Below are 13,791 nucleotides of genomic sequence, written 5' to 3' on the forward strand. Positions count from 1 at the left end.
TGCTATTGCGGAGGCATCGCCTTGTGCGCCAGTGATGAGAACAGGCAGTGACGCGACCTGCCTTTTCGCTTGGCCTCATACAAGGCCTGATCGGCGGCGTTCAAAATCTCGGCAGGTTTGGGGGAGTGAAATTGCGTGGAAAGCGCGGTTCCGATACTGGCCGATATGCAGCAGGTTGACCCTTCAAAACTTATGGGATGTTGCAACCGCTCGATCAGTCGGATCGCGATCGCGGACAGTACAGCCTCATCGACCAAGCCTTTGAACATGATTACGAATTCATCCCCTCCGACGCGCGCGACGGTGTCATCTGCACGCGTCTCTTCCATCATGATGCGCGCGGCCTGTTTCAGAACATAATCCCCAGCGGCATGGCCAAACCGGTCATTGACTGATTTGAAATAGTCCAGATCCAGATGCATTAGCGCAAATGGTCCAACGCCCGAGACCAGATGCCCCAACACCACATCCATCGCACGGCGGTTCTTGAGGCCGGTCAACATATCGGTATAGGCCTGCTCCTCGGCCGCAAGCATCGCGCCCTGCAGGCGCAGGTTTAGTGAACGGGACGCCTCCATCGCGGCGGATTTGGCTTCGACCAGATAGAGCAGTTCAATCGCAAGATCTGTGCCGGAAAAATCGGCACTGGTCAGCGCATAATCCCGTACCGCATCCAGGATCGAAATTCCGAAGGACAGGTTCACGACCGCCCCCATATCGTTCGGCAAGGGCGCGACCAAGCCTTTAAGGGCCGTGCGGGGCCTGTCATGCAGCTTGAGGTGCAGTTTTGCCCCGGCCAGAGAAAGCAAGGCCGACAAGGTTGTCACCTTTCGGGGTCGAACCAGTTCGAAAACGTCCAGGAAAGCCTGCCCACGCATCGGTGTATCCGGCCGAAGTTTTTGAACGGTCGGCCCCACACGCTGAATGCGTCCGTCTCGATCGACGAGAACGAACATCGGGCAAAGCGTGTCCAGCAACCCGGCCAATTCGACATTGCTCATCATGCTTTTCGCGCCCCCAACTCAAACTGTCGGCCTTGAGCAAAGGCGCTTTCAACCAGGATGATCGAAATGACTTCGGCGTCCCCCCTTTGCCCCTCATGGGTAAGAATGGCCAATGCGCCATAGTCATCCGCAACTGCGCGGAGCACGCCCACCATCACGCTGGAATATCCGGGCAAACCCGGATGACACAGAAGCTGGAACTCGGTTGGCGACATCTCGCGTAGTTCCAGTTCGGGCAAACGCAGGTCCGAGACCGCAAGGCGAACCCGATCAGAAAGGTCATCAAGTGAATGCAGAAATTCGACATACGTTACTCCGCCAAACCGCAGTAGGCGTCGTAGACCTTCCATGTTGGGGTGAGAGACTAGGTAGGTCCCCAAATCCTCTAGCAGTTCGGCGCGCGGGCGATCGAGTTTAGCGCACAATATCTCCAGCATGCGCGCGCTGACGTCATCGTCATAGACCAACATCGCCTCAAACTCGGAAAAGCCAAGTTCTGCGACTTCGGTCACGTGCAGCCAGCAGGATTGCCCGTATGTCGCGCAAACGAAGGATTGGACCGCTCGATTGATCAGACCATGCATGTCAAAGCCCCAGCTTGGTTTCACACGTAGTCTGACCGACGAATCCTTAACAAATCGCCAAAACGCAGCTTCGGATATGGACAATCCAATCGAGTATCAAACTGGAATCTCTTTCTAAACTGCTAGAAATCGGTCGGTGCTCCGCCCTCGGCCTTTCGGCGTTCAACGAATTCCGCCAGTTCCTGTCGGATACCTTCGTCCATCGGTGGGGGTTCAAAGCTGGTGATGATCTCTTTGAATATGTGATGGGCGCGTTCTGCAGTCCAGATACCACCCGCTACGTTCCACCCTTCGAAATTCTTCCAGTCGCTGAGGAAAGGTTGGTAGAATGCCGTAGTGTAACGGTCCTGCGTGTGCTGGATGCCAAAGAAATGCCCGTCATTGCCGACCGCACGGATCGCATCCAACGCAATCTCATCCGGCCCGGTCGCCGTGATCTCGGGCTGCATATACCTTTGGATTTGCTGCAAAACTTCGCAATCCATAATGAACTTTTCCGGGCTGGCGATCAGCCCTCCCTCAAGCCAACCTGCGGCGTGGTAGACTATATTGGTCCCTGACTGCACCGCCGCCCACAGTGAGTTCGACGTTTCCCAAACCGATTGCCCATCTGGCACGTTTGCCGCACACACGCCCGAGGACCGCAAGGGCAGGCCGTAAAACCGTGCCATCTGGCCGGTCATCTGGGTCGAGCGCATATATTCCGGTGTTCCGAACGCCGGCGCGCCAGATTTCATATCCACGTTCGAGGTAAAGGTTCCGATCACGCAGGGAATGCCGGGCCGGACATATTGGAACAGCGCAATCGCGCAGAGCGCCTCGGCCAGAGATTGCGCGACCGCGCCCGCCATTGTAACCGGGGCCATCGCGCCAGCCAGCGTAAAGGGCGTCACCACAATCGCCTGCCCCCGCCGTGCCAGACGTAGGCAGCCGTCAATCATCGGGTGGTCATGTTTCAACGGCGAGGTCGAGTTGATGTTGGTATACATCCGGGGCGTCGCCTCGAATTCCTCATGGCTTAGACCGCCTGCGATCCTCACCATCTCCATCACGTCCTCGACCCGTTCCTTGCCCAGTGAATAGGCGTGCATCGCCTTGTCGGTCAGGGTCAGCTTGTCATAGAGCACATCCAGATGGCGCACGCTGGCGTGGATGTCGACCGGTTCCACCGGATAACCGCCCGCAAAGTGAATGCAGTTGAAATATTGCGTCAGTTTCAAAAGGTTCCGACACATTTCGTGATTGCCGGGCACTTTCGTGCCGATCTCCATATCCCAATAGTTGGGCGGGGACGAGACATTGCCGAACAGCAGATTGCGCCCACCGATTTCAATCTGGCGTGCCGGATTACGCGGCGTGATGGTAAAGGATGACGGAGCCTTGCCCACCATCTCCATCACAAAATCGCGCCCCATGCGGACATTGTCGCCGTCAATGGTGCAGCCTGCCTGACGCAGTATGCCGATGGCTTCCTCGTTGTAGAATTCAATACCGATCTCTTCGAGAATGCACATCGCCCCCTCGTGGATCGCTTCAATCCCCTCAGGACCAAGCGGCTCGGTCGGTGCATCCGTATTGACCGGAGGGTTCCACGGCATCTGGTCGATTACGGCCGAGCCTCGGCGTTCAGCAGCCCCCGCGCGCCCTCCACTGCGGCGTCTGCGCTTTGTCGTATCTGCCATCGGACCGTCCCCTTGTGTTCGCGTTGCCTCAAGCAAGCCCCGAACAGGGAAGACTGGCCGCTCTGTCTGCGACAGGCTATGTCGGATTTAGAACCTGATCCGCCGAAATCGAGCCGGATTCGGTCAGCGATCCGCCAGCCAGCCGGGGATGTGCCCGATATCCGGCAAGACCACATCCGCCATAGGCGTAAGCGCTTCGGCCTCGGCCATACCGGTCAGAACACCGATCGTTGTCATCCCTGCCGCGCGTCCGGCCTGAAGGTCATGCAGGCTGTCCCCCACCATCGCAACGCGATCCGGGGTGACGCCCACATGTTTAGCAAAGGCCAAAAGCTGACCCGGACCCGGTTTGAACCCGTGCCCACTGTCATAGCCAGCCACAAAGTCAAAGTGATCCCGTATCCCGGCCGAGCTCAGATGCTCGAGCGCGGGCATCTCGCTATCATTCGTCGCCACGCCCAGCCTCAGACCAGACCGCCGCAGCCCATCTAGGAACGGCGCAAGTGGCACTGCGGGGGCTTGTGGTGCATTTGCGGATTCGGTGTTCAGAACGTCGACCAGCCCTGCCTTAGGCAGATCAGGAAAATGCGGCGCCAGAACCTCGGCCACTTCTTCCACCGTTCCCGCAATTACGATGCTGTCAGGTGAATAAGTCAGCGTCTCAAGATCAAAGCCGATCACCTTGCCCAGCGTGGCAGCGCGGGCGTGATCCCCCTCCGTCAGATGCAACAGCATATTGCGTCCGAAGGCACCCCAGGTATCGGCAAAATCGAACAGAGTGCCGTCCTTGTCGAACAGAATAGCGTCGATTGGCATGGTGTTCTCCTGTGAGGGTCAGGTCCAGTGAATGTCAGCGCCGCCGGAAAGCGCGGCCTTGGCTTGCGCAGGCAGATCGTAAGGCACGGAATTGGCATCGCAAAACGCCACAACCCACGAATCGTCCAACATCAGAAACTCCAGCACCGAGCCCAGAAACTCGGGTTCGGACGCCCTTTCGCGCAGATCACCTTCGGATGCGCCTGTGGAGCCCAGAAACACCGGCAAGAGCTCGTCATTTCCGACCAGCCAGCCAAGCACATTCAACGCCAGCGTTTCAGCGGATTGCGCGGTTATCGACATAAAGAGTCCCTGAATCTGCTCTTGGAAAGGGTTTGTTAACCAGACTCATAAACACTTTGGTCATACATGCAATCAACGGTGGCAGATATGTCCGTTCACGGTACCATCCTTGTCCTTGACGGGACCTCGACCAATCGGATCATGCTGAAAGTTCAGCTTACGGCAGCGTGGTATCACGTTGTGCAGGGCGAAAAGGTTCAAGGGCTGGCCGGGCTGTTGCGGCGGGCTCGGCCCGACCTTGTGCTGACCGCACAAACCTTGCCAGATGGCACCGCAGCCGATGTAAAAAAGCTGGTGATGGCCGACCCCGAACTGGCGGATGTGCCGGTTGTCGCAATCGCACCGCAAAACGACAAGGCCGCGCGTCTTCAGGCTTTGTCGGACGGGCTGGATGATGTTCTGGCGCATCCTTTCAAAGACACGCTGCTTTTGGCGCGGGTCCGCAGCCTGATGCGCGTCCGAGCCGAATCGCAGGACCTGCGTCTGGGTGGCTCGCAGCCCATCGGATTTGCCGAACCCGCACCCGCGCTGATCACTCCGCCGAAATCCGGCCATGTTGCCCTGCTGACCCAAACATCAAGCATTGGTGCGAAGTGGCGAAACGCTTTGGCTAACCGGTTGAAGCACAGGTTGACGGCCCATACGTCCTCCAACTTGCAGTGTCTGTTATCCGGCCCCACCCCCGACGCCATCCTGATCGAGATCGGAGCCGACCGGTCTGGTCTGTCCGTTTTGAACGATCTTAAATCGCGCGGCGCCACCCGCCACACGGCGGTTATAGGCATTCTGACGCAAAATGACCCCGGTATTGCAGCAGAAATTCTGGATCGGGGGGGAGATGCAGTCTGCATGAACGGGTTCTGTGCCAACGAAACCGTGCTGCGTTTGGAGAACCTGATCGCGCGCAAGACCCGCTTGGACCAGATGCGTGCATCGCTGCGCCGCGGGATTGCGGAATCCTGGATTGATCCGCTGACTGGGTTGCACAACAGGCGTTATGCAATGCACGCAATCGACCGCATCGTCACTCAGTCCAACCAAACCCAGCGTGGCTTTGCGGTAATGTTGGCGGATCTGGATCATTTCAAATCCATCAATGACCGCTTTGGCCATGTGTGTGGTGACCGTGTCTTGACCGAAACCGCAACCCGGATGCAGCGCGCCATCGGCGCAGCTGGGTTCGTGGCCCGGATCGGAGGAGAGGAATTCATGATTGGCGTACCCGATACCACTCAGGACAATGCGCTGAAACTGGCGCGCACGTTGTGCGATTGTATCTGCAAAACACCCTTCAAGCTGCCGGGCACCTTCGCGCCAGTACCGGTAACGATCAGCATCGGCGTGATTTCGGCGCAACCGGCCCGCTCAAGTGGTGCTCCGGTCGAGACGTTGATTCAATCAGCCGACACCGCGCTCTATGCCGCGAAGCGCGCGGGCCGCAATCAGGTCAGTTTTCGGCAATGCGCTGCCTGACAGATCAGTCCTTTTTGCCCCGTTTATGAGGGCCGCGGCGTACGACCTCATCCAAACGCGCGGCATAGTCCATACGTTCCTCTTCGCTCATTGCAGAGACGCGCGTCAGCCATTCATTCTGCAAGGACATCTGCAACGACACCAGCGACGCGCTCTGATTAGCCAGTATCGCCCGAATGGATTCGGGGTCGAACGGATCGGCGCGCAGGGCTGCGCTGAGCATGGCGAAATCCTCGGCCCGCAGCTTTGAGCCTTTGCGGTGCTGTTTCGATAAATCCCCGCGTAGCGCCTTGCGGTCCTCTTTCGGCAACGCGCGATAAAGAGCCGAGCCAAAACCGGGTGGCGCCTTTGCATGGTCACTGCCTTTGACCCGTAGAACCGTTCCGACTGCTACGCCTACAATAAGCAAGTTCACGGCAAGGGAAACCGCCAACAAGATTGGCATCCAACGGCGTTTGGGCTTGGGATTGTCGCTCATTCGGCGTCCTCCAGGAATGATGTGTCCAGATCGGCAAGTGCAAATGTGGCCTCCGATCCGTAGAGGTAAGTGGCCGCGTCAGGCAGGAAATCCGGCGCAGCAAACCCGATCCACAGGCCGGCGACACTGGCGGCGGCCAGACCGCTCAGGCCCTGCCAGCCACCGATCCCTTCGACCATGCGGCGAAAAACGGATCGGGGTGCAGACCGCTTGGGTTTGGCAAGGTCCAGCCGCACCGCTTCGGCATCGGTCAGGATGCGAACGGCCAAATCGTCAGGCAGCGCCGGCCGATCCTGACGAGCCTGTGCAAAAAGCTGATCCAATCTCGTGTCATCTTCAGTCATCGTCATACCCCAATTCGTCCCGTCGCCCCGCCAATATCGCTGTCAGAGCCCGCTTGCCCCGCGCCGTCAGACTTTCCACCGCTTCGACCGAAAGCTCCATGATCCCGGCAATCTCGGGGTTGGGCAATTCCTCGATATGGCGCAGTATCACGGCCTGTCGCTGCCGGTCCGGAAGTTTCGACAAGGCCGCCTGCAACGCGTCCCGGCGGGCATCGTCCTGCATCTTCTGCGCTGCGCTGGCACATTCGTCCTCAGGCTCTGGCACATCCGACAAACGGTCGGGCGTCTGTTTGCGCAGCCGGTCCAGACACAGGTTCATCGTCACACGGTACAGCCAGGTCGAGACCTTGGCATGCCCCGCCACCCAGTCCGGCGCGACCTTCCACAGCCGCATCATCGCCTCCTGGGTCATATCCTCGGCCTCGGCCCGGTTGCCCAGCATCCGCAGCGCCACCGAATAGCTTCGCGGGCCCAGCCTGTCGGTCAGCACACGCGCAGCCGCCGCATCACCTGCGGCGAACATGGCCAGCAGTACGTCATCCGCTGGCGCATCCGCGGCACTGTCAGCGCCGCGGACGATCTGACCTGAGGGCCTCAAGTCCCGCATTCCAAATCAGCTATCGTCGGTATCCGATTTGGCGCGTTTCTTGTGACGCTTGCCCATCCTGTCCTTTGCATCGGCAAATTCCTGTTCCGAGATCGAACCGTTGCTATCAGCGTCGATACGATCAAACATCTTGTCAGCCCGGCGCGGTTTGGGCAACTCATCCTCGCTCAGAAATCCGTCCTGATTGGCATCGTGCTTTTCGAACATTTTGGCGACACGGTCGTTCACCTTCTGCTGCCCCGCCGCCTGCATCTCTTCGACGGTCAATTGCCCGTCGCCATTGGCATCTGCATCCGTAAAGCGCTTGGCGCGGTGGGCCTGCATTTCATCCTTCGTCACCTGCCCGTCGCCATTGGCATCCAGTTCCTGAAACGTCACAGGTTCGTGATTGCGTGGCCCTGCGGCCAGAGCGGAGGTCGCCGTGATCGCAACGGCCCCAAGGATAATCGCAGGTATGATTTTTGCGCTTTTCATGTCGGTTTCCCTTTGTTTGCACAGCGCTTTTGTCGCTGCCTACATAGGTTCAAACGCAGATTCACCGGGGTTCCGTCGCAAAAATTGAAATTTTTTTCCGTCACCTTTCAGGGCGCAAAGCGACGCACCCCCCTTTTAAGTTGCACAAAAGATGCGCAATATCCGCCCATTGAAACCCGTGAGTCTCGCAATGACAGATCAAACAATAGACACCCAGCCCGATGCGGATCGCGCCACCAAGCCAGCACTGCTGAAAGGCTTTCGCGGCCGCTGCCCGAAATGTGGTGAGGGCAAGCTGCTGAGCGGCTATCTCAAGGTCAATGATAGCTGCTCGAATTGCGGGCAAGAGCTGTTTCATCACCGCGCCGACGATGGCCCTGCCTATCTGACGATCCTGCTGGTCGGCCACCTACTGGCCCCTGCGCTGCACGTGACTTATGTCGAGTTCCGGCCTGAACCACTGACCATGTTCCTGATTTTTGCGATCGGTTGTACGGCGTTGTCGCTGTTCTTGCTGCCACGCCTGAAAGGGGCTGTTGTGGCCTATCAATGGGCACGTCGCATGCACGGGTTCGAGAACGCGTAATGCGATTTCCGACCGGATTCATCCGCACATGACACAGGACAAGACCGCCATCCGCAACGCGGCAACGGTCATTGTTCTACGTGACCGTTTGTCAGACCCGTCGATCCTGATGGGGCAACGGGGCGCGAAAGCCGCGTTCATGCCCAACAAGTTTGTCTTTCCGGGCGGCGCGGTTGACGCCGAAGACGCCAATGTCGAATTGGCCACGGCCCTGTCTGAGTTGTGCCATGACCGCCTGTCCGAGCGGGCGGAGGCGGGTCTGCAAAATGCGCTTGCCGCCGCCGCAATCCGCGAGTTGTGGGAAGAGACCGGCCTGGTTCTGGGGCAACCCGGCGCATGGCCCGGACAACCGCCGGAGGATTGGGCCGAGTTTGCCCAGCTAGGTTTTCGCCCCACGGCCCAAGCGCTGCAATTCGTATTTCGCGCGGTGACACCTCCGGGAAGACCCCGGCGGTTCGATGCGCGGTTTTTCCTTGTTGATGCTTCGGCGGTTCAGGGCGACCTGGACGACTTCTCGCGCGCCTCGGATGAGCTGTCTCACCTGCAATGGGTGCCTCTGGATCGCGCACGCGAGTTTGACCTGCCCTTTATCACCGAGGTCGTGCTGGCCGAGATTGCAGCGCGCGTATCAGACCCCACACCACCGACATCGGTCCCCTTCCTGCTGAATCAGGAAGAGGAGAGCTTATTTCTGAAACTCAAAGGCTATCCGATGCCTCTGACGGACTGAGGTCGCGCCTATTTCATTCGGCTGATCACCGTCGTGACCTCGGGCTTTTTACCGATCTCGGCCTTGGCGGTCTGGCGAACGATCCGGCGCATGGCCTCTTCCAGCTTGTCGTCGTCGCGCAGCGTTTTAGCGTCGGCGCGCATCAGGAATTGGTTCAGATCCTCTTCCAAAACCTCGACCAATGCGGCGCGCGAGGACCCAATCTCGGGCAGGCCCATCGTATCGCACCACGGCTCACCCAGTGGTTCATCCTCTTCGTCCAGAATGACCGTGACGGTCACATGACCGTTCAGAGCCATGCGGATACGATCCCGCACAACGCCGTCCAGCGCACCAACCTTGACAGTGCCGTCCAGATAAGTCCGGCCCGTCTCGACATAGTCCACCACTTTCGGTGCGTTGCCAGTCAGATCCAGCATCGTGCCATTCACGGCCAGAATTCCTGCGCGTCCCCCAGCCTCGGCCAGCTTGGCGTGCTCGCGCAGATGGCGATGTTCACCATGCATCGGGATCACGATCTGAGGGTCGATCAGAGCATGTACCCTCTCAAGATCAGGGCGGTTGGCATGGCCCGACACGTGATACAGCCCCGAGCTGTCGTCGACCACATCCACCCCTTTTTCACTAAGCTGGTTAATGATGAAGATCACGCCCCGCTCATTGCCCGGAATGGTTTTCGACGAAAACAGGAACAGATCGCCCTCTTTCAACTCCAGACCGCGATACTTGCCTCGTGCCAGTTGCGCACTGGCGGCGCGGCGCTCACCTTGGCTGCCGGTCACGATCAGCATCAGGTTTTGACGCGGTACATCCACCGCCTCTTCCGCGCTGATAACCTTGGGGAAATCCGACAGGATGCCGGTTTCGGTCGCGGCTTCGATCATGCGGCGCATCGCGCGGCCCAGCAACACGACCGAGCGTCCGGCCCGCTGCCCCGCCTCGGCCAGGGTTTTCACCCGTGCCACGTTGGACGCGAAAGTGGTCGCGACAACCATCCCTTCGGCGCTTTCGACCAGTTTGGTGATCTCGGGGCCGACCTCGGATTCCGATCGCCCGTCATGGGGCGAGAACACATTGGTGCTGTCACAAACCAGAGCCTTGACGCCCGGTTTGGCAATCTCGGCCCACAAATCGGCGTCAAAAGGCTCACCGACCACGGGGTTGGTGTCCAGCTTGAAGTCACCCGAATGCACGACCCGGCCCGCAGGCGTGTCGATGACCAAGGCTGCACTTTCCGGGATCGAATGCGAGACCGGCAGGAAACCGACCGAGAACGGCCCCACCTGAACCTGCTCGGGCCATGGCGACACGGTTTGAACGGCGTCCTCGGGATGGCCATGTTCATCCATCTTGCGGCGCGCGATATTGGCGGTAAAGGCACGGGCATAGACCGGCGCGCCAAATGCCTCAAAGCAATGCGCTACGGCCCCCACGTGGTCTTCGTGGGCGTGTGTGACGAAGATGGCGTCAAGACGATCAGCGCGTTCCTGCAGCCACGAGATATCCGCGTGGATCAGATCGACGCCCGGCGTGGTGTCCATATCCGGGAACGTCACCCCAAGATCGACGAGGATCAGACGTTCCTGCCCCGGCTTGCCATAGCCATAGACATAGGCGTTCATGCCGATTTCGCCTGCACCGCCCAGCGGCAGATAGATCAGTCGTTCACTGCTCATGTTGAGCCATTTTCCTTGTTATAGCGATGGATCACGGTCAGACCGTGCATCGTCAGATCATCCTCGATCACGTCAAAGCCCACATCCGCCTGATCGAACAGAGGTGCAAGCCCCCCGGTTCCAACGACTTTCATCGGCATTCCATATTCCGCCTTGATCCGGGCAATCAGCCCCTCGATCAAACCGGAATAGCCCCAATACACGCCCGATTGGATACAGCCAACCGTATTTGTCCCAATCACTTTTTCGGGGCGCGTGATGTCGATATGCGGCAACGCCGCCGCGCCTTGGTGCAGCGCTTCAAGGCTGAGGTTCACACCCGGTGCAATAATGCCGCCCACGTAAGCCCCGTCCGATGCAACAACATCGAAATTCGTGGCGGTTCCGAAATCAACCACAACCACATCGCCACCATGACGATCAAACGCTCCAACCGCATTGGCCAGCCTGTCCGGTCCGGGAATGGTGCCTTCGTCGATGCGTGGGGCGACTGGCAACAGGCATTCCGGCTTGCCCACAACCAGCGGACGGCAGCCAAAGAAACGGTCTGCAAAGATGCGTAGATTGAACACCACGCGTGGCACGGTCGACGCGATCACAACATCAGTGATATCCGCCTCGATCCCGTAATGTTTCACCAGAGTAGAATACCATGTGAAATAGGCATCCGCCGTACGGGAATGATGGGTCGAGGTGCGCAAGGTGCACAGAAATTGCGCGCCGTCCCAGATCGAGAACACTGTGTTTGTGTTGCCGCAGTCGATTGCAAGAAGCATTTCAGCCCCCTTTAGAAATAAACATCCGCGGCAGGTATGGCCGCGCGGCCTTTGGCGGTGTTTAGGACAAGGTTGCCATTCCCGTCCACCGTTTCAAACGTGCCCACCGTTTCCGACGTTGTGGTCCGCGCCGTGATCACTTCCCCCAGTCGCGCGGCCCGGTCCAACCATGCCGTGCGGATCGGTTCGAACCCGTAGGTCACGAACTGGCTTTCGTAGCGCGCATAGTTGGCGGCCAGCTCGGTCAGAAAATCCTCGGGCATGACGTCGGCCCCAGTCTCGGACAAAAGCGAAACCGGGCGTACCGCTCCTTCCTCAAGCGCGTCAGGCTGCGGGGCTTGCGACAGGTTGACCCCTATGCCAATCGCCAAATGGCCCAGCTCGCGCCCCATACCCGTGCTTTCAAGAAGGATGCCAGCCAGCTTGCCACCGTTCAGCAGCACGTCATTGGGCCATTTCAGCGACAATCCGTCAGACCGCCCCGTCACAGCGACACAAGCATCGTACAGTGCAAGCGCTGCGACGAAGCTGCGCAATGCGGCCTGTTCCGGCTCACCCTGCGGACGCATCAACAAAGTAGCTGCGAGGTTTCCGACAGGATTGGCCCATGCCCTGCCCCGCCGCCCGCGCGCCGAGGTTTGATTATAGGCCATGATCCAGACCGGCCCTGCCGCCGTTGGGGCGATACGCGCAGCTTCGTTCAACGTGCTGTCGACCGTTTGCAGCACGTGCAACCCATATCCTTGCGGCCACTGCGTCATCGCAAAAAGGCCCGGTCCAGCGACCGAGCCCTCCTGGATTGAGTGAGCTGGAGATCAGTTAACAAGCGTCGCTGCCGCAGCTGCCGCTGCGCCCTCAACACCGAACTGATAGAATATACCTACCAACATCAGAGCAGCCGACCCCATCAACGCAACCCACAGAACGGGCGTGGAATGCGTCTCGATCGGGTCCTCGTTCTCCTCGCCAAAATACATGTAAAACACGATCCGCAGGTAGTAGAACGCACCAATGACCGAGGCGATGGCCGACACGATCACCAGACCGGTCAGGCCCGCGCTGACACCGGCCTGCCAAACGCCGAACTTGGCGAAGAAGCCCAGCATCGGCGGGACGCCCGCAAGGCTGAACATCAGGATCAGAACCGCCAGCGCCTTACCAGGATCACGTTTAGAATATTGCCGCAGCGCATCAATATCGGTGACGGGTTTGCCGTCGCGCTCCATCATCAGGATGAAGGCAAAGGTGCCGATATTCATGGTCACGTAGATCGCCAGATACATCAGCATCGCCTTGACGCCCATTTCAGTACCCGCCGCCAGACCGATCAGCGCATAGCCCATATGGGCAATCGACGAAAACGCCATCAGTCGCTTGATGTCGCGCTGACCAATCGCAGCCACGGCCCCCAACAGCATCGACAGGACCGAGAGCAGAACGATCACCTGCTGCCAATCCTTGATCACTCCGCCGAACGCGTCATGCAGCAATCGCGCAAACAATGCCATCGCGGCCACTTTGGGCGCAGTGGCAAAGAAAGCGGTGATCGGCGTGGGTGAGCCTTCGTACACGTCCGGCGTCCACATGTGGAACGGTACGGCGGATACTTTGAACGCCAGACCCGAAATCAGGAAGATCAGGCCAAACAGCAACCCGACCGAGACGTCGCCGTGATGTACCGTCTGGACGATGCCCGAGAACAGCGTGGTGCCCGTGAATCCGTAAACCAGTGACGCACCATACAGCAGCAAGCCCGAGCTGAGCGCGCCCAGAACGAAATACTTCAGACCAGCCTCGGTGGATTTCGCACTGTCACGGCGCAGGGCGGCCACGACGTAGAGTGCCAGCGATTGCAGTTCCAACCCCATATAGAGAGACATCAGATCGCCCGCGCTGACCATCATCATCATACCCACGGCGGCAAGTGCCACCAGCAAGGGGTATTCGAACCGCAACAGCCCGCGACGCGACATGTAATCCTGGCTCATCAACAGAACGGCTGCCGCAGATAGCAGGATCGCAACCTTGGCAAAGCGCGAGAAACCGTCATCGACGAACATGCCATTGAAGGCCACGTTGGCGCCGTCGCCATTGGTGGCGATCCAAATCGCCAGCAGCGCCATCAGGCCCGAGGTCGCCCAGACCAGAACCGGGGCCAGCCCGTCTTTTGTGGTGTAGACAGCCCCGATCAGCGCCGCCATCGCATATACGGCCAGAACGATCTCTGGCAGGATGATTGTCAGATCAGCTTGGATCAT

The 13,791-nt window shown here is 59.0% G+C and carries 16 protein-coding genes; 3 read left to right on the forward strand and 13 right to left on the reverse strand.

Going from position 1 to position 13,791, the window contains the following annotated elements; all coding sequences use genetic code 11:
- Window positions 1–2 precede the first annotated feature (2 nt).
- The 5 genes from ACR0L1_RS01610 to ACR0L1_RS01630 form a co-directional block, all read right to left on the reverse strand.
- Window positions 3–1,004 (reverse strand): GGDEF domain-containing protein, encoded by a 1,002-nt coding sequence (locus tag ACR0L1_RS01610; RefSeq protein ID WP_480856815.1) that lies wholly within the window; start codon window positions 1,002–1,004, stop codon window positions 3–5.
- On the reverse strand, window positions 1,001–1,588 hold the full coding sequence (locus tag ACR0L1_RS01615; protein ID WP_480856817.1) for a heme NO-binding domain-containing protein: 588 nt from the start codon (window positions 1,586–1,588) through the stop codon (window positions 1,001–1,003). Before ACR0L1_RS01615 ends, ACR0L1_RS01610 begins: the two co-directional genes overlap by 4 nt.
- 122 nt (window positions 1,589–1,710) lie before the next feature.
- Window positions 1,711–3,270, reverse strand: a complete 1,560-nt coding sequence (locus ACR0L1_RS01620) for a trimethylamine methyltransferase family protein (RefSeq protein ID WP_480856819.1) — start codon at window positions 3,268–3,270, stop codon at window positions 1,711–1,713.
- Between the two features lie 123 nt (window positions 3,271–3,393).
- Window positions 3,394–4,086, reverse strand: coding sequence for an HAD family hydrolase (locus ACR0L1_RS01625; RefSeq protein ID WP_480856820.1), 693 nt, complete (start codon window positions 4,084–4,086; stop codon window positions 3,394–3,396).
- A gap of 18 nt (window positions 4,087–4,104) precedes the next feature.
- Window positions 4,105–4,389 carry a DUF3572 domain-containing protein gene (locus ACR0L1_RS01630; protein WP_170784247.1) on the reverse strand — a complete coding sequence of 95 codons (285 nt, stop codon included), beginning with the start codon at window positions 4,387–4,389 and terminating at the stop codon, window positions 4,105–4,107.
- Window positions 4,390–4,476: 87 nt separating this feature from the next.
- Here ACR0L1_RS01630 and ACR0L1_RS01635 point away from each other — a divergent pair, with 87 nt between their 5' ends.
- Complete coding sequence (locus ACR0L1_RS01635; RefSeq protein ID WP_480856823.1) at window positions 4,477–5,862, forward strand: diguanylate cyclase; 1,386 nt, start codon at window positions 4,477–4,479, stop codon at window positions 5,860–5,862.
- A gap of 4 nt (window positions 5,863–5,866) precedes the next feature.
- Here the strand turns inward: ACR0L1_RS01635 and ACR0L1_RS01640 are convergent, their stop codons facing one another.
- The 4 genes from ACR0L1_RS01640 to ACR0L1_RS01655 are packed head-to-tail and all read right to left on the reverse strand — an operon-like array spanning window position 5,867 to window position 7,765.
- Entirely contained in the window at window positions 5,867–6,340 is a 474-nt protein-coding gene (locus ACR0L1_RS01640) for a periplasmic heavy metal sensor (RefSeq protein ID WP_480856825.1), read from the reverse strand.
- The gene (locus ACR0L1_RS01645) at window positions 6,337–6,684 is read right to left on the reverse strand and encodes a hypothetical protein (RefSeq protein WP_170788387.1); all 348 of its coding nucleotides are present in this window, start codon (window positions 6,682–6,684) and stop codon (window positions 6,337–6,339) included. Before ACR0L1_RS01645 ends, ACR0L1_RS01640 begins: the two co-directional genes overlap by 4 nt.
- Window positions 6,677–7,291: an RNA polymerase sigma factor gene (locus ACR0L1_RS01650; protein ID WP_170788386.1), complete on the reverse strand. Its 615-nt coding sequence runs from the start codon at window positions 7,289–7,291 to the stop codon at window positions 6,677–6,679. Before ACR0L1_RS01650 ends, ACR0L1_RS01645 begins: the two co-directional genes overlap by 8 nt.
- Before the next feature lie 6 nt (window positions 7,292–7,297).
- The gene (locus ACR0L1_RS01655; protein WP_170784237.1) at window positions 7,298–7,765 is read right to left on the reverse strand and encodes an EF-hand domain-containing protein; all 468 of its coding nucleotides are present in this window, start codon (window positions 7,763–7,765) and stop codon (window positions 7,298–7,300) included.
- Window positions 7,766–7,955: 190 nt separating this feature from the next.
- Between ACR0L1_RS01655 and ACR0L1_RS01660 the strand changes: the two genes are divergently transcribed.
- The gene (locus tag ACR0L1_RS01660; protein WP_170769288.1) at window positions 7,956–8,351 is read left to right on the forward strand and encodes a DUF983 domain-containing protein; all 396 of its coding nucleotides are present in this window, start codon (window positions 7,956–7,958) and stop codon (window positions 8,349–8,351) included.
- Window positions 8,352–8,379: 28 nt separating this feature from the next.
- Complete coding sequence (locus ACR0L1_RS01665; protein WP_170788384.1) at window positions 8,380–9,081, forward strand: NUDIX hydrolase; 702 nt, start codon at window positions 8,380–8,382, stop codon at window positions 9,079–9,081.
- Between the two features lie 8 nt (window positions 9,082–9,089).
- Here ACR0L1_RS01665 and ACR0L1_RS01670 read toward each other — a convergent pair whose 3' ends face one another.
- Genes ACR0L1_RS01670 through nuoN form a run of 4 tightly spaced genes read right to left on the reverse strand, consistent with a single transcriptional unit; the run spans window position 9,090 to window position 13,791 of the window.
- Window positions 9,090–10,757: a ribonuclease J gene (locus ACR0L1_RS01670; protein WP_480856828.1), complete on the reverse strand. Its 1,668-nt coding sequence runs from the start codon at window positions 10,755–10,757 to the stop codon at window positions 9,090–9,092.
- Entirely contained in the window at window positions 10,754–11,533 is a 780-nt protein-coding gene (locus tag ACR0L1_RS01675) for a type III pantothenate kinase (protein ID WP_170769285.1), read from the reverse strand. The genes ACR0L1_RS01670 and ACR0L1_RS01675 overlap by 4 nt, the downstream gene beginning before the upstream one ends.
- A gap of 11 nt (window positions 11,534–11,544) precedes the next feature.
- Window positions 11,545–12,294: a biotin--[acetyl-CoA-carboxylase] ligase gene (locus ACR0L1_RS01680; RefSeq protein ID WP_170788382.1), complete on the reverse strand. Its 750-nt coding sequence runs from the start codon at window positions 12,292–12,294 to the stop codon at window positions 11,545–11,547.
- Between the two features lie 54 nt (window positions 12,295–12,348).
- A complete protein-coding gene (gene nuoN, locus ACR0L1_RS01685; protein WP_480503112.1) occupies window positions 12,349–13,791 on the reverse strand; it encodes an NADH-quinone oxidoreductase subunit NuoN in 1,443 nt (480 codons plus the stop codon).

The sequence above is a fragment of the Ruegeria sp. J8 genome (genome assembly GCF_056531925.1).

Bases quoted from the DNA above. Each gene is read 5' to 3' on its own strand.
- ACR0L1_RS01665 (WP_170788384.1), top strand. From the start codon at position 8,380: ATGACACAGGACAAGACCGCCATCCGCAACGCGGCAACGGTCATTGTT.
- ACR0L1_RS01615 (WP_480856817.1), bottom strand. From the start codon at position 1,588: ATGCATGGTCTGATCAATCGAGCGGTCCAATCCTTCGTTTGCGCGACA.
- ACR0L1_RS01635 (WP_480856823.1), top strand. From the start codon at position 4,477: ATGTCCGTTCACGGTACCATCCTTGTCCTTGACGGGACCTCGACCAAT.
- ACR0L1_RS01640 (WP_480856825.1), bottom strand. From the start codon at position 6,340: ATGAGCGACAATCCCAAGCCCAAACGCCGTTGGATGCCAATCTTGTTG.
- nuoN (WP_480503112.1), bottom strand. From the start codon at position 13,791: ATGATCCAAGCTGATCTGACAATCATCCTGCCAGAGATCGTTCTGGCC.
- ACR0L1_RS01645 (WP_170788387.1), bottom strand. From the start codon at position 6,684: ATGACTGAAGATGACACGAGATTGGATCAGCTTTTTGCACAGGCTCGT.
- ACR0L1_RS01680 (WP_170788382.1), bottom strand. From the start codon at position 12,294: ATGACGCAGTGGCCGCAAGGATATGGGTTGCACGTGCTGCAAACGGTC.
- ACR0L1_RS01650 (WP_170788386.1), bottom strand. From the start codon at position 7,291: ATGCGGGACTTGAGGCCCTCAGGTCAGATCGTCCGCGGCGCTGACAGT.
- ACR0L1_RS01610 (WP_480856815.1), bottom strand. From the start codon at position 1,004: ATGATGAGCAATGTCGAATTGGCCGGGTTGCTGGACACGCTTTGCCCG.
- ACR0L1_RS01660 (WP_170769288.1), top strand. From the start codon at position 7,956: ATGACAGATCAAACAATAGACACCCAGCCCGATGCGGATCGCGCCACC.
- ACR0L1_RS01670 (WP_480856828.1), bottom strand. From the start codon at position 10,757: ATGAGCAGTGAACGACTGATCTATCTGCCGCTGGGCGGTGCAGGCGAA.
- ACR0L1_RS01620 (WP_480856819.1), bottom strand. From the start codon at position 3,270: ATGGCAGATACGACAAAGCGCAGACGCCGCAGTGGAGGGCGCGCGGGG.
- ACR0L1_RS01675 (WP_170769285.1), bottom strand. From the start codon at position 11,533: ATGCTTCTTGCAATCGACTGCGGCAACACAAACACAGTGTTCTCGATC.
- ACR0L1_RS01630 (WP_170784247.1), bottom strand. From the start codon at position 4,389: ATGTCGATAACCGCGCAATCCGCTGAAACGCTGGCGTTGAATGTGCTT.
- ACR0L1_RS01655 (WP_170784237.1), bottom strand. From the start codon at position 7,765: ATGAAAAGCGCAAAAATCATACCTGCGATTATCCTTGGGGCCGTTGCG.
- ACR0L1_RS01625 (WP_480856820.1), bottom strand. From the start codon at position 4,086: ATGCCAATCGACGCTATTCTGTTCGACAAGGACGGCACTCTGTTCGAT.